This window comes from Actinoplanes sp. NPDC023714 (assembly GCF_040639855.1).
Taxonomy (GTDB): domain Bacteria; phylum Actinomycetota; class Actinomycetes; order Mycobacteriales; family Micromonosporaceae; genus Actinoplanes.
Genome location: NZ_JBFAAR010000005.1, coordinates 574539 through 588697 on the forward strand (window position 1 = coordinate 574539; position 14159 = coordinate 588697).

The following is a 14159-nucleotide window of genomic DNA, read 5'->3' on the forward strand; positions in this document are numbered from 1 at the left end:
TGCAACGGCTGCGACCAGGGCCCCCGTGATTCGGTGAGTTCGTCCGCCACGGATGCGACCTCCGTAAAGACATTCATCCAGCCAAATGTCCCGCCAGCGTCGCACAGAGATCAGCCCGCGTACACCGCCCAGGCGCCCGGCTCGGTCCACCAGGAACGCTTGCGGCTCGTCGAGCCCGCCACGCCGTCGTCGAGGAACTGCAGGTCACCCTCGCGGGGAAGGACCGAGACGGCCCGTCCCCGAGCGCGCCGGACCTCGATGCGAATCTTCGTGCCCCGGAACCGCTGCTTCACCACGATCGGCACGGCCACCGCGACCTCGACCCGCCCGTCGGTGGGGTCGCCGTCGGCCAGCAGCCGGAAGCCGTCGAATTCCGCGTAGCCGCCGGCGTTGCCGACAGCGCAGGCCAGCACCGGCTCCTCGCCGTCGGTGAGCAGGGCGTCGTCGACCTCGACCCGGCCGCGCCACGGCACCGCCCGGCCGTTGTCGTCGGCGCCGCCGAGCAGCGCGCCGTCGAGGGTGACCGAGCCGCCGTCGTTGCGCAGCAGGTCGAGCCGGCGGACCGGGCCGGTCAGCACGGCCGCGGCCACCTCCTCGGGCGTACGCGGAAGGCCGAGCTGCGCGGCGAGGTCGTCCTTGTTGCCCCGGTCGAGCGGGAGGATGGCCAGCGGCGGCAGGTCCGGCACGGTGCGGACGTCGTCGAGGTCGGCGGGCCGCTTGCTGGGCGGTGGGGCGTACCGCCGGACCAGCCGGCGCACGACGGCGCGCAACTGGCCGTCGGTGGCGGTCGCCACCACCAGTCGGAGTCTGGTGTCCGGGTCGGGCCAGGTCAGCCCGTCGGGTCGCGCCGGGCCGTCGAACCGTGCGAGGACCGCGTCGATCTCTTTGTCCGAGGCGGCCATCACCGTCTCGACCCGGGCGCCCGCCTTGCGCAGCGCGTCGGCGCAGGCCAGCACCGGGGTGCGCGGCGCGCAGACGGCGGCCTCCGCGGCCGGCGACCCGCAGCCGCCACCGCCGCAACCGCCGCCGCACGCGTCGGCCGAACCCGACCCCTCGGCCAGGCTGAGAAGGACCACGTCGTACATGAGGGTTATGCCTCGAGGACCGAGTGCCGCTCGATGACCGCCTCGCGGCCCGGGCCGACGCCGACGATCGAGATCCGCGCGCCGATCCGCTGCTCGACGAACTCGACGAAGCCCTGCGCCTCCTTGGGCAGCTCGTCGAAGGTGCGGCAGCCGGAGATGTCCTGCTTCCAGCCGGGGAGCGTCTCGAGGATCGGCTTCGCGTGGTGGAAGTCGGTCTGGTTGACCGGCATCTCGTCGTGCCGGACGCCGTTGACGTCGTAGGCCACGCAGACCGGGATCTCGTCGAGGCCGTCGTAGTTGTCCAGCTTGGTCAGTGCGAAGTCGGTGACGCCGTTGATCCGCTGCGCGTAGCGGCCGATCACCAGGTCGAGCCAGCCGATCCGGCGCGGGCGGCCGGTGGTCGTCCCGTACTCGTGGCCGACCTTGCGCAGGTAGTCGCCGATCTCGTCGTGCAGCTCGGTCGGGAACGGGCCCTCGCCGACGCGGGTGGTGAACGCCTTCATCACGGCGATCACCCGGTCGATCCGGGTCGGCGGGATGCCGGAACCGGTGCAGGCGCCGCCGGCCGTCGCGTTCGAGCTGGTCACGAACGGGTAGGTGCCGTGGTCGACGTCGAGCAGGGTGGCCTGGCCCGCCTCGCAGAGCACGACCTTGCCGGCGTCGATGCCCTGGGCCAGCTCGAGCGCGGTGTCCGCGACGTACGGGCGGAGCCGGTCGACGTAGGAGAGCAGCTCCTGGACGACGTCCTCGGCCTTCACGGCGCTGCGGTTGTAGATCTTCGAGAGGACCTGGTTCTTCAGGTTCAGCGCGGCCGACACCTTCTGCCGCAGGATCGACTCGTCGAAGAGGTCCTGGACCCGGATGCCGACCCGGTTCATCTTGTCGGCGTAGGTCGGGCCGATGCCCCGGCCGGTCGTGCCGATCCGCCGCGCGCCGAGGAACCGCTCGCTGACCTTGTCGAGCGACCGGTTGTAGGACGCGATGACGTGCGCGTTCGCGCTGATCCGCAGGCGGGACGTGTCGATGCCGCGCGCCTCCAGGCCGTCGATCTCCTGGAACAGCACGTTGAGGTCGACGACCACGCCGTTGCCGATCACGGGTACGACGCCGGGGGAGAGGATTCCGCTCGGCAGAAGGTGGAGCGCGTACTTCTCGCCGTCGATCACGACGGTGTGGCCCGCGTTGTTGCCACCGTTGAACTTGACCACGTAGTCCAGCCGGTCGCCCAGCAGGTCCGTGGCTTTGCCCTTGCCCTCGTCGCCCCACTGGGCGCCGACCAACACGATCACCGGCACTTGAGTGTTGCCCTTCCCGAAGAGGCTTAGCCCCAAGGTTGTACCTCGGAGGAGCCCGGGTACTGCCGAAGTTTACGCGACGTAAGATAGGACGTCGTGCGCGTACTTCTGATCGGCTCCGGTGGGCGCGAGCACGCGCTTGCCGTCGGGCTGTCCGCCGACCCGTCCGTCGACTTCCTGGCCGCCGCGCCGGGCAACCCGGGCATAGCCCAGGTCGCCGAGCTGCACGATGTCAAAGCCACCGATCCCGCCGCGGTCGCGGCGCTCGCCGTCGAGCTGAGCGCCGACCTCGTGGTCATCGGTCCCGAGGCGCCGCTGGTGGCCGGCGTCGCCGACGCGGTCCGCGCCAAGGGCGTCGCCGTCTTCGGCCCGAGCGCGGCCGCCGCGCGGCTGGAGGGCTCCAAGGCGTTCGCGAACGAGGTGATGGCCGCCGCCGGCGTGCCGACCGCACGGTCCTTCGCCTGCTCCGACATGGCGGCGGTGCGGGCCGCGCTGACCGAGCTCGGCGCGCCCTACGTCGTGAAGAACGACGGCCTGGCCGCCGGCAAGGGCGTGGTCGTCACGAACGACCTCGACGAGGCGCTGATCCACGCCGAGGCGTGCGGCGAGGTCGTCATCGAGGAGTTCCTGCCCGGCCCCGAGGTCTCGCTCTTCGTGGTCACCGACGGCACCGCCGTCGCGCCGCTCATGCCGGCCCAGGACTTCAAGCGGCTCTCCGACGGCGACGAGGGACCGAACACCGGTGGCATGGGGGCATACGCGCCACTGGACTGGGCGCCGGCCGACCTGGTCGAGCGGGTGATCCGGGAGACCGTCGAGCCGACCCTGGCCGAGATGCGCCGCCGGGGCACGCCGTTCTCCGGCCTGCTCTACGTCGGGCTCGCGCTCACCCCGGACGGCCCGAAGGTGATCGAGTTCAACGCCCGCTTCGGCGACCCGGAGACCCAGGTCGTGCTGGCGCTGCTGGACACGCCGCTCGGCGGCCTGCTGAACGCGGCGGCCACCGGGACGCTCGCCGAGCACCCGCCGCTGGCTTGGAAGGACGGCTCGGCGATCACGGTGGTGGTGGCGAGCCACAACTACCCGGGTGTCCCGCGCACCGGCGACGTGATCGAGGGCGCCGAGGTGCCGGGCGTGATCCACGCCGGGACGGCCCGGCGGGCCGACGGCGCGCTGGTCTCGGCCGGCGGCCGGGTGCTCAGCGTCACGGCGGTGGGCGACGACCTGCGCGGCGCGCGCGAGGCCGCCTACGCCCTGGTCGACGGGATCCGCCTGGACGGCGCCCAGTTCCGCAAGGACATCGCCCTGAAGGCGGTGGAGGGCCGCATCTGACGCCGAACCCCTCGCGATCCTGGTGCGCTTCACCGGGATCGCGAGGGGTTTTTCAGCGCGTCAGCCCTTGGGGATGTCGAAGAGCTTGGCGATGCTGGCGGCCAGCGACAGGTCGCCCTTCGCCTTGATCTTGCCGGTCATGAACAGCATCATCGGGTTTCCGTCGCCCGAGACGGTCTTCAGGAACGTGACCGCGTCCATGGTCATGGCCAGCTTCGGCTCCCGGACCGGCTGGTTCGTGACGGTGCAGGCGCCGTTCTCGATCACGGTCTCGTAGGTGTCGCTCGAGCCGTCCGGTCCGCCGGTGATGATCCAGTGGATGACGGCCTGGGTGTTGCCGGCCCGGTCGGCGCGGAAGAGCGTGGGCATCCGGTTGAAGACCTCGTCGAGGATCTTCGTACGCAGGTCGGAGGACATCACTTCAGCGATCTTGGAGTCCGGAGTGGACTTGACGAGCTGGCTGAACTCCTTGGGGCCAATCGACGAGAGCGCTTCAGGGCTGAAATCAGTCATCAGTGGACCTTTCGGAATGATCGTCTAGCTACTCGCCAGTAACCTTAGCGAGGCTGCTCGTCCTTGTGCAGTGTGCCACTCGGGGGTCATGGAAGAATCGGGCCCGTGACCATCCCGAACGTGCTTGCCGCCCGCTACGCCTCCACCGACCTCGTCGCCCTCTGGTCCCCGGAGGAGAAGATCCGGATGGAGCGGCGGCTCTGGCTCGCCGTCCTGAAGGCCCAGCGCGACCTCGGCGTGGCGGTTCCCGACGGCGCCGTGGAGGCGTACGAAGCGGTCCTCGACCGGGTCGGCCTGGAGTCGATCGCGGCCCGCGAGCGGGTCACCCGGCACGACGTGAAGGCGCGCATCGAGGAGTTCAGCGAACTCGCCGGCTTCGAGCAGATCCACAAGGGGATGACCTCCCGCGACCTCACCGAGAACGTCGAGCAGCTCCAGATCCGCGCCTCCCTCGAGCTGATCCGGGACCGGGTCGTCGCCACCCTCGCCCGGCTCGCCGCGCTCGCGGTCGAGCACTCCGACCTGGTGATGACCGGCCGCTCGCACAACGTGGCGGCGCAGGCCACCACGCTCGGCAAGCGCTTCGCCTCGGCGGCCGAGGAGCTGCTGATCGCGTACGAGCGTCTCGACGACCTGATCGGGCGCTACCCGCTCCGAGGCATCAAGGGCCCGGTCGGCACCGCGGCCGACCAGCTCGACCTGCTCGACGGCTCCTCCTCGGCGCTGGAGGACCTGGAGCGGCGCGTCGCCGACCACCTCGGGTTCGCCCGGGTGCTGTCCAGCGTCGGCCAGGTCTACCCGCGCTCGCTCGACTTCGACGTGGTCTCGGCGCTGGCCCAGATCGTCGCCGGCCCGTCGTCGCTGGCCACCACGATCCGGCTGATGGTCGGCCAGGAGCTGGTGACCGAGGGCTTCAAGCCCGGCCAGGTCGGCTCCTCGGCGATGCCGCACAAGATGAACACCCGCTCGTCGGAGCGGGTCAACGGCCTCGCCGTGATCGTCCGCGGCTACCTCTCGATGGTCGGCGAGCTCGCCGGCGACCAGTGGAACGAGGGCGACGTCTCCTGCTCGGTGGTGCGCCGGGTCGCGCTGCCGGACGCCTTCTTCGCGACCGACGGCCTGTTCCAGACGTTCCTCACGGTGCTCGACGAGTTCGGGGCGTACCCCGCGGTGATCGCCCGGGAGCTGGACCGCTTCCTGCCGTTCCTGGCGACCACCAAGATCCTGGTGGCGGCGGTCCGCAAGGGCGTCGGCCGGGAGGTCGCGCACGAGGTGATCAAGGAGCACGCGGTCGGCGTGGCCCTCGCCATGCGGGAGAAGGGCGTGGCCGTGAACGACCTGTTCGACCGGCTCGCCGACGACGGCCGGCTGCAGCTCACCCGCGCCGAGATCGACACGCTGGTGGCGGACCGGGCGGCGTTCGTCGGAGCCGCTCCGGCGCAGGTGCATGCCGTCGCGGCCCGGGTGGCCGAGGTGGTCGCGAAGAACCCGTCGGCCGCGGGCTACGCCCCCGCGCCGATCCTCTGACCTTCTGCCCACCGCGCACCCCCTCCCGCGGTCTTGTGAATTCCGGCAGCGCCGTTGCCGCGGAGATTCACAAGATCGACGGAAGGGGGAGCGGCGCGGGATCTAGACGCCGGCGACTGACGTGATCCACGCGCGGTTGTAGGCGACGCTGCCGTAGTACTGGCGGCTGGAGCCGTCAGCGGTCGAGGCCACGCCGACCTGGGCGCCGTTGTAGACCTGGGGGCCGCCCGAGTCGCCGCGCCAGGCGTTTCCGTTGATCCGGGTGCTGCCGATGGCCCGGCCCCCGTACGCATCGGTCTGGTTGGTCGAAGTGACCTGAACCGTCGCGGTCTTGAGAACCGTGGAGGCCGAGCAGCCGGAGTAGCAGGTCATGCCCCAGCCGTAGATCGAGTTGGTGGACCCGACCGGCGGGTACGAGCTGGAGAGCGGCATGTAGGTGGTGCTCACCGCGCTGCTCAGGCGCATGAGAGCCAGGTCGTAGCGGGTCGACGTGCTGCTGACGGTACGGGTGACCCCGCCGCTGGTCCGGTTCACGCTCCCGACCCGGACCGACATCGTGCCGCTGATGCAGTGCCGGGCGGTGAGCACGTAGTTCGCCGAGATGATCGTCCCGGAGCAGGTGAAGCTGCCGTTGCTGAGGACCGCGGCAGCCCATGGCGCGGACGAGACGGTCCCGCCGCCGATGATGTAGGGGGTGACGTCGTCCGCCTGGGCGGCGGCCGGGGTGACCAGTGCTGCGGCGAGGCCGGTGAGTGCGGCCATGAGTCGAATGCGCACGTCGAGATTCCTTCCTGGGGGATCGGGTCGACGGTTGCCGCGCGGAAGTGCATCGAATTCGATGGATGCAACCTAGAGCACGAACGGCCGCGGCGATACCAATCAATCGACACCTATCACGGTGTGATGACCTCGGGATCAATGGGAGATTCCCAGCTCAATGACCGTTACGTCGGCTGGTCGACACCGGGCCGTGGGTCGTGTGCGAGCTTGACCAGGTAGGCTTCGCGTGCTTACACCTATCAGTCAGGAGTGCCCGTGGCTCGCGTCGTGGTCGACGTCATGCTCAAGCCGGAGATCCTGGACCCGCAGGGTCAAGCAGTGGCGAATGCGCTGCCCCGGCTCGGCGTCACCGATGTCTCCTCCGTCCGTATCGGCCGTCGAATCGAGATCGACTTCGCCGGTGAGCCCGACCTCGATCGGGCTCGTGAAATCGCCGACAAGCTGCTCGCCAACCCCGTGATCGAAGACTTCGAGATCCGGGTCGAGGACGCGGCGGCGGAGGTCGCCTGACCATGCGGATCGGTGTGGTCACATTCCCGGGTTCGCTGGACGACGGGGACGCAGCCCGCGCCGCCCGTCTCGCCGGCGCCGAGGCCGTCCGCCTCTGGCACGGCGACCCGGACCTGCACGGCGTCGACGCCGTGGTCCTGCCCGGCGGCTTCTCGTACGGCGACTATCTGCGCTGCGGCGCCATCGCGCGATTCGCTCCGGTCATGGAGTCGATCATCGACGCGGCCCGCGGCGGCCTGCCCGTCCTGGGCATCTGCAACGGTTTCCAGGTTCTCTGCGAGGCACACCTGCTGCCCGGCGCCCTGACCCGGAACCAGCACCTGCACTTCCGCAACCGGGACCAGTGGCTGAAGGTCGAGGCGACGAACACCGCCTGGACCAACCGCTTCACCCCCGGCCAGGAGATCCTCATCCCGGTCAAGAACGGCGAGGGCTGCTTCGTCGCCGACCAGAAGACGCTGGACTCGCTCGAGGGCGAGGGCCGGGTGATCGCGCGCTACGTCCGCGGCAACCCGAACGGCTCGCAGCGCGACATCGCCGGGATCACCAACGAGGCCGGCAACGTCGTCGGCATCATGCCGCACCCGGAACACGCCGTGGAGGCGCTGACCGGACCGTCGCTCGACGGCCTCGGCTTCTTCACCTCCGTCCTGCGGGCCCTGGCGGGGGCGACCGCGGACGGTCAGCTCGCAGGGGGACAACAGCGATGACCACGCAGCCGGAGACTGTCTCCAGCGACGCGGCCCCGACCAAGCAGAGCGGCTTCGCCGCGACCGACGTGCTGGTCAACGAGTTCGCCGAAGGACCGGACACGGTCGAGAAGGCGCTGGCCAGCCCGGACGAGCTCCAGCCGCACGCGGAGCTCGGCCTCAAGGACGACGAGTACGAGCGGATCCGTCAGATCCTGGACCGGCGGCCGACCGCGTCCGAGCTCGCGATGTACTCGATCATGTGGAGCGAGCACTGCTCCTACAAGTCGAGCAAGGTGCACCTGCGCCAGTTCGGCGAGAAGGCGCCGGCGAACACCCGGATGCTGGCCGGCATCGGGGAGAACGCCGGTGTGGTGCAGATCTCCGACAAGATCGCGGTGACCTTCAAGGTCGAGTCGCACAACCACCCGAGCTACGTCGAGCCCTACCAGGGCGCGGCGACCGGCGTCGGCGGCATCGTCCGGGACATCCTGGCGATGGGCGCCCGTCCGATCGCGGTGATGGACCCGCTGCGCTTCGGCGCGGCCGACCACCCCGACACCGCCCGGGTCCTGCCCGGCGTGGTGGCCGGCATCGGCGGGTACGGCAACTGCCTCGGCCTGCCGAACATCGGCGGCGAGATCGTGTTCGACCCGTCGTACCAGGGCAACCCGCTGGTCAACGCGCTCAGCATCGGCGTGCTGCCGGTCGAGCGGCTCCAGAAGAAGGAAGCGACCGGCGACGGCAACATCGTCGTGCTGCTCGGCGCGCGCACCGGCCGGGACGGCATCGGCGGCGTCTCCGTGCTGGCCTCGGCGACCTTCGACGAGGAGGCCGAGCAGCGCCGCCCGTCGGTGCAGGTCGGCGACCCCTTCATGGAGAAGCTCCTGATCGAGAGCTGCCTCGAGCTGTACGACGCCGGCCTGGTCAGCGGCATCCAGGACCTCGGCGGCGCCGGCCTCACCTGCGCGCTCACCGAGACCGCCGCGGCGGCCGGCACCGGCATGCGGGTCTGGCTGGAGCGGGTCCCGCTCCGCGAGGCCTCGATGTCGCCGACCGAGATCCTCGCCAGCGAGTCGCAGGAGCGCATGCTCCTGATCGTCACGCCGGAGAACCTCGACGCGGTCCTCAAGGTCGCCGAGAAGTGGGGCGTCTGGGCCACCGCGATCGGCGAGGTCACCCCGGCCGGCGCCGACGGCACCCCGGGCCGCCTGGTGATCAGCTGGAACGACCACGTCGTGGTGGACGTGCCCCCGGGCTCGCTCGCCGACGACGGGCCGGTCTACGCCCGCCCGCTGCGCGAGCCGGGCGACCTGATCCTGCTCCAGGCCGACCGGGCCGAGACGCTGCCGCGGCCGTCGACCGGTGACGAGCTGCGCGAGACCGTGCTGCGGATGGCCGCGTCGCCGAACCTCTGCGACAAGACCTGGGTGACCGAGCAGTACGACCGCTACGTCCTCGGCAACACCGTGCTGGCGCAGCCGGAGGACTCCGGCGTGCTCCGGATCGACGAGGAGACCGGCCTCGGTGTCGCCCTCTCCGTCGACGGCAACGGCCGGTTCGCCCGGCTCGACCCGTACGAGGGCGCCCGTCTCGCGCTCGCCGAGGCGTACCGGAACGTCGCCGTCACCGGCGCCGAGCCGGTCGCGGTGACCGACTGCCTGAACTTCGGCTCGCCCGAGGACCCGGCCGTCATGTGGCAGTTCGCCGAGGCCGTCCGCGGTCTCGCCGACGGCTGCCTGCAGCTGGGCACCCCGGTGACCGGCGGCAACGTCAGCTTCTACAACCAGACCGGCGCCGCGGCGATCCACCCCACCCCGGTGGTCGGCGTGCTGGGCATCTTCGACGACGTGGCCCGCCGCGTCCCGATGGGCTTCCCGCCGCCCGCGAAGGCCGGTGGCGACCTGCTCTACCTGCTCGGCGAGACCCGCAACGAGCTCTCCGGCTCGGAGTGGGCCTGGGTGACGCACGGGCACCTCGGCGGCAAGCCGCCGAAGGTCGACCTCGCGGCCGAGCAGGCGCTGGGCCGGCTGATGAGCCGGGCCTCGAAGGCCGGCCTGGTCAGCGCGGCGCACGACCTCTCCGACGGCGGCCTCGCGCAGGCGCTGCTGGAGAGCTGCCTGCGGCGCGACGTCGGCGCGAAGGTGACGTTCCCCGAGGACGGCAACTCCGCGTTCGTCCACCTGTTCAGCGAGTCGGCCGGCCGGGCCGTGGTCGCCGTCCCGCGCGGTCACGACAAGGCGTTCCTGGCCCTGGCCGCCGAGTTCGGCGTGCCGGTGTCGGCGATCGGCACGACCACCGAGGAGCAGGCGCTCGAGGTGCAGGACCAGTTCACGATCCCGCTCGCCGAGGCGCGTGAGGCGTGGTCGGGGACGCTGAAGAAGCTCTTCGGCGGCCCGGCCGAGGCGTCCGGCGCGGAGCGTTCGGTGACCCTGGAGCTGACCGACCCGCGCGGCTGATCGAGCACGAAAAAGGAGGGCCCCCACGAGGGGGCCCTCCTTTTGTATGTCCGCTCAGCCGTTCCAGTTCTGCGGCGGGCGCTGCTGGCCGTAGTTGCCGTAGCCGTCCGGGTCGTCGTCGTAGCCGTTGCGCGGCTGCTGGGGCGGCTGCTGCTGGCCGTAGCCCTGCTGCTGGCCGTACCCCTGCTGGTCGTAGCCGCCCTGCTGCTGCTGACCGTAGCCCTGGTCGGCGTAGCCGCCCTGCTGCTGACCGTAGCCCTGCTGGTCGTAGCCGCCGTAGCCACCCTGCTGGTCATAGCCGCCGTAGCCGCCGCCCTGCTCGGGCTGGTACAGGTTGGTGTGCTCGTCGTAGCGCTGCTGCGGCTGCTCGGGCTGGTAGAGGCTGGTGTGCTCGTCGTACCGCTGCTGCGGCGCCTGCTGGCCGTACCCGCCCTGCTGCTGCTGACCGTAGCCCTGGTCGGCGTAGCCGCCCTGCTGCTGGCCGTACTGCCCGGCACCCTGGTCGTTGCCCCACTGGCCGTTGTAGCCGCCCTGCGGGGGCATCGGAGCGCCGTACGGGTCGGGGAACTCGTCCTCGACCACCGGCCGGTGCACCATCGTGGGCGCGTCGCCGATGCCGCCACCCATGCCGCCGCCCATCGGGGAGGCGACCATCGTGGCGTCGGCGCCGCGGCCCGCGCCGACCGGGGAGGCGACCCGGGTCGCGTCGAACGCGTTCCCGCCCGGCTGGCCGCCCGGCCCGCCGGGACCCGCGCCGAGACCGGCGGCGTCCTCCTCGGCGGCCGCGTTCTTGCGGCGCATCATCACCAGGACGATCGCGCCGATGCCGGCGGCGACCAGCAGTACGCCCATGATGATCAGCAGCCAGTTGGTGCCACCCTCGGAGTCGTCCGAGACCGGGTCCTGCGCGAGCGGCGCCTGGGTCTCGTCCGCGGCCTCCTCGGTCTCCTCGTCGGTCGCCTCCTCGGTCGGCACGGCGCTCGCCGAGACGCTCGCGGCCGGGGTCGGGGAGGGGCTCTCGACGGCGAGCTTCTTCAGCGTGATCGGCACGTTCACCGACTTGCCGGCGGTGCCCTGCACGGTGACCGTGGTGGCGGAGTAGCCCTCCTTCAGCGCGCCGACGGTGATGTTGCCGGCCTCGATCGGGTTGCTGTCCGACGAGATGAAGGAGTAGCTGCCGTCGCTGTTGGTGTTCGCGGTGTAGGAGTGGTTCGCCGCGTCCTGCATGGCGACCGAGACACCGGCGATCTTCTTGCCGTCGGCATCCTTGATCTTGCCGGAGACCCGGGTGACCGTGGTCGGCTTGTCCGCGCCCTTGACCGTGATGGTCTGGCTCGCGGTGCCGGTCTCGCCGCCGATCGTCGCGGTGACCTGGACCGAGACGTCCTTGGTCTCGCCGGCGGCGACGTTCGGCGCGGTGAGCGTCGCGTTGAACGTCTGGGTGCCCTCGATCCGCTTGATCGAGGAGCAGTCGCCGTTGCAGCTCATGCCGCTGACCTTGATGTTGGCGGTGCCGGCCTGCTGCTCGCTGCCGCCGCCCTCTTCTCCCTCACCACCATCGGTGCCCCCGGGGTTACTGATGGTGTACTGCATGGTTACAGTACTTCCCGGGGCCACCTCAGTCGGTGAGAGGTTTGTGATCTGCACGTCCGGTGGGGCTGCCAATGCAGCCGTCTGCACGCCGGCCACGAGGCCTGCGACCAGGGCCAGGAACGCACCGGCCTGGGTCGTCCTGGCGCGTAGGTGCGTTGTCACATCCACCACCTTCCGGGTCGCGCGGTCCCCGGTTTCGGTGACCGGCAGATCCCGCGACTTGAACACCGTCGGCCACTATGCCTTGTCGCACGTCACTTTCGCGACCCAGGGGAGTGTGCCGTTGTCTACAAACCGAGTCGTATTGTCCCGACGTGTCTCCTGCGCACAATAAATCCGAGTCGGTGAACCAGGCGCTGGACGCGCTGGACCGCGGCGCTGAGCTTGAGCGCCCCGTGCTGCGCGATGCCGTCCGAGCACTGCTGACCGAGTTGTCCCGACGCGCGCCTGGCCGTTCGGTGGAGGTGCGGATTCCACCTTTCGGTGCGATTCAGTGCGTCGCCGGCCCGCGCCACACGCGCGGCACACCGCCCAATGTGGTCGAAACCGATCCGATGACCTTCCTGCTCCTGGCCGTGGGGCGCCTGGAGTGGGCGGACGCCGTGCGCGACGGCCGTCTGCGGGCCAGCGGAATTCGCACCGACCTCTCCGAATACCTGCCGCTGGCCGGTCGATGAGCAAGGGGCCGCTCCCCTTGACCTCGCGTACACTGGTCGGTCGGAGCGGACCAGCGAGTTCGAGCAGATCAGCGCTTCGAGCGTTTCAGCAGATCCGACATGAGGGAGCGAGCAGGTGCCCCGAGGCGACGGCCTACTGACCGACGATCTCGACCCCCAGGAGCGCGGCCCACAGGATGCCTGTGGCGTCTTCGGCGTCTGGGCCCCTGAAGAAGAGGTCGCCAAACTCACGTACTTCGGGCTCTACGCACTGCAGCACCGGGGTCAGGAAGCCGCCGGCATCGCGGTGAGCGACGGCTCCGGGGTCGTGGTCTACAAGGACATCGGCCTGGTCTCCCAGGTGTTCGACGAGCCGACCCTGGCGAGCCTCCGCGGCCACCTGGCGATCGGCCACGCGCGGTACTCGACGACCGGCGGCTCCAACTGGGAGAACGCCCAGCCGACGATCCGCGCCACCCCGGCCGGCACGACGATCGCGCTGGCCCACAACGGCAACCTGGTCAACACGGCCGAGCTCGCCAAGGAGGTCGCCGACCGCGGCCTCGAGGTGGGCGACTCCACCTCCGACACCGCCCTGGTCACCACGCTGCTCGCGGGCCGACCCGACCTCTCGGTCGAGGCCGCCGCCATGGAGCTGCTGCCGACCCTGCGCGGCGCCTTCAGCTTCGTCTTCATGGACGAGCACACCCTCTACGCCGCCCGCGACCCGCAGGGCGTGCGCCCGCTGGTGCTGGGCCGGATGGAGCGCGGCTGGGTGGTCGCCAGCGAGACCGCCGCCCTCGACATCACCGGCGCGAGCTTCGTCCGCGAGGTCGAGCCCGGCGAGATCATCGCGATCGACGAGCACGGCCTGCGGTCCAGCCGGTTCGCCGCGCCGGAGCCCAAGGGCTGCCTCTTCGAATACGTCTACCTCGCCCGCCCGGACACCACGATCGCCGGCCGCAACATCTACTCGGCCCGCGTCGAGGTCGGCCGCAAGCTGGCCAAGGAGCACCCGGTCGAGGCCGACCTGGTGATCGGCGTGCCGGAGTCCGGCATCCCGGCCGCGATCGGCTACGCCGAGGCGTCCGGCATTCCCTACAGCGCCGGCTTCATGAAGAACGCGTACGTCGGCCGGACCTTCATCCAGCCCTCCCAGACCATCCGCCAGCTCGGCATCCGGCTCAAGCTGAACCCGCTGCGCGAGGTGGTCCGCGGCAAGCGGATCGTCGTGATCGACGACTCGATCGTCCGCGGCAACACGCAGCGCGCCCAGATCCGGATGCTGCGCGAGGCCGGCGCTCTCGAGGTGCACGTGCGCATCTCGTCGCCGCCGGTCAAGTGGCCGTGCTTCTACGGCATCGACTTCGCGACCCGCGCCGAGCTGATCGCGAACGGCCTCGAGATCGACGGCATCCGCCGCTCGATCGGCGCCGACAGTCTCGGTTACGTCTCGCTGGACGGTCTGGTGCAGGCGACCGAGCAACCGAAGACAAGGCTCTGCATGGCCTGCTTCGATGGTGAATACCCGATCGAGCTCCCGGCCGGAGACCTGATCGGCAAGCACCTGCTGGAGGGCGTCGGCAAGCGGGCGAGCATGCCCAACGCCACACCGGACCAGGCGACCGCGGCGGTGGCCGACCTCGAGTCGGACTACGAAGCCGCGAACGCGCTGACCCACCCGTGACCTTTCGATACATAGAACCGCTTAAGGGGAGAA

At 70.6% G+C, this 14159-nt stretch carries 12 protein-coding genes; 7 read left to right on the forward strand and 5 right to left on the reverse strand.

Going from position 1 to position 14159, the window contains the following annotated elements; all coding sequences use genetic code 11:
• Positions 1–110 precede the first annotated feature (110 nt).
• Complete coding sequence (locus tag AB0G10_RS25385; protein WP_360926324.1) at positions 111–1085, reverse strand: diacylglycerol kinase family protein; 975 nt, start codon at positions 1083–1085, stop codon at positions 111–113.
• Positions 1086–1090: 5 nt separating this feature from the next.
• On the reverse strand, positions 1091–2380 hold the full coding sequence (locus AB0G10_RS25390) for an adenylosuccinate synthase (RefSeq protein ID WP_360926327.1): 1290 nt from the start codon (positions 2378–2380) through the stop codon (positions 1091–1093).
• 96 nt (positions 2381–2476) lie between these two features.
• Between AB0G10_RS25390 and purD the strand changes: the two genes are divergently transcribed.
• On the forward strand, positions 2477–3712 hold the full coding sequence (gene purD, locus AB0G10_RS25395; RefSeq protein WP_360926330.1) for a phosphoribosylamine--glycine ligase: 1236 nt from the start codon (positions 2477–2479) through the stop codon (positions 3710–3712).
• Positions 3713–3772: 60 nt separating this feature from the next.
• On the opposite strand, the gene AB0G10_RS25400 is transcribed toward purD, so the two are convergent.
• Entirely contained in the window at positions 3773–4225 is a 453-nt protein-coding gene (locus AB0G10_RS25400; protein ID WP_360926333.1) for an SCP2 sterol-binding domain-containing protein, read from the reverse strand.
• Between the two features lie 105 nt (positions 4226–4330).
• Here AB0G10_RS25400 and purB point away from each other — a divergent pair, with 105 nt between their 5' ends.
• Positions 4331–5752: an adenylosuccinate lyase gene (purB, locus tag AB0G10_RS25405; protein ID WP_360926336.1), complete on the forward strand. Its 1422-nt coding sequence runs from the start codon at positions 4331–4333 to the stop codon at positions 5750–5752.
• Between the two features lie 102 nt (positions 5753–5854).
• Here purB and AB0G10_RS25410 read toward each other — a convergent pair whose 3' ends face one another.
• Positions 5855–6529 carry a trypsin-like serine protease gene (locus tag AB0G10_RS25410; RefSeq protein WP_360926339.1) on the reverse strand — a complete coding sequence of 225 codons (675 nt, stop codon included), beginning with the start codon at positions 6527–6529 and terminating at the stop codon, positions 5855–5857.
• A 258-nt stretch (positions 6530–6787) separates the two neighbouring features.
• Here AB0G10_RS25410 and purS point away from each other — a divergent pair, with 258 nt between their 5' ends.
• Genes purS through purL form a run of 3 tightly spaced genes read left to right on the forward strand, consistent with a single transcriptional unit; the run spans position 6788 to position 10190 of the window.
• The gene (purS, locus tag AB0G10_RS25415) at positions 6788–7042 is read left to right on the forward strand and encodes a phosphoribosylformylglycinamidine synthase subunit PurS (RefSeq protein WP_127544662.1); all 255 of its coding nucleotides are present in this window, start codon (positions 6788–6790) and stop codon (positions 7040–7042) included.
• Positions 7039–7752: a phosphoribosylformylglycinamidine synthase subunit PurQ gene (gene purQ / locus AB0G10_RS25420; RefSeq protein ID WP_360926496.1), complete on the forward strand. Its 714-nt coding sequence runs from the start codon at positions 7039–7041 to the stop codon at positions 7750–7752. The genes purS and purQ overlap by 4 nt, the downstream gene beginning before the upstream one ends.
• The gene (gene purL / locus AB0G10_RS25425; protein ID WP_360926343.1) at positions 7749–10190 is read left to right on the forward strand and encodes a phosphoribosylformylglycinamidine synthase subunit PurL; all 2442 of its coding nucleotides are present in this window, start codon (positions 7749–7751) and stop codon (positions 10188–10190) included. The genes purQ and purL overlap by 4 nt, the downstream gene beginning before the upstream one ends.
• A 54-nt stretch (positions 10191–10244) precedes the next feature.
• On the opposite strand, the gene AB0G10_RS25430 is transcribed toward purL, so the two are convergent.
• On the reverse strand, positions 10245–11783 hold the full coding sequence (locus AB0G10_RS25430; protein ID WP_360926346.1) for a carboxypeptidase-like regulatory domain-containing protein: 1539 nt from the start codon (positions 11781–11783) through the stop codon (positions 10245–10247).
• A gap of 314 nt (positions 11784–12097) precedes the next feature.
• Between AB0G10_RS25430 and AB0G10_RS25435 the strand changes: the two genes are divergently transcribed.
• Positions 12098–12460 (forward strand): sterol carrier family protein, encoded by a 363-nt coding sequence (locus AB0G10_RS25435; protein WP_360926349.1) that lies wholly within the window; start codon positions 12098–12100, stop codon positions 12458–12460.
• 115 nt (positions 12461–12575) lie between these two features.
• Positions 12576–14126 carry an amidophosphoribosyltransferase gene (gene purF, locus AB0G10_RS25440; RefSeq protein ID WP_360926352.1) on the forward strand — a complete coding sequence of 517 codons (1551 nt, stop codon included), beginning with the start codon at positions 12576–12578 and terminating at the stop codon, positions 14124–14126.
• Positions 14127–14159 lie beyond the last annotated feature (33 nt).

Excerpts from the sequence above, each read along its gene's own strand:
- AB0G10_RS25385 (WP_360926324.1), bottom strand. The coding sequence starts at position 1,085 with ATGTACGACGTGGTCCTTCTCAGCCTGGCCGAGGGGTCGGGTTCGGCC.
- AB0G10_RS25400 (WP_360926333.1), bottom strand. The coding sequence starts at position 4,225 with ATGACTGATTTCAGCCCTGAAGCGCTCTCGTCGATTGGCCCCAAGGAG.
- purL (WP_360926343.1), top strand. The coding sequence starts at position 7,749 with ATGACCACGCAGCCGGAGACTGTCTCCAGCGACGCGGCCCCGACCAAG.
- AB0G10_RS25430 (WP_360926346.1), bottom strand. The coding sequence starts at position 11,783 with ATGCAGTACACCATCAGTAACCCCGGGGGCACCGATGGTGGTGAGGGA.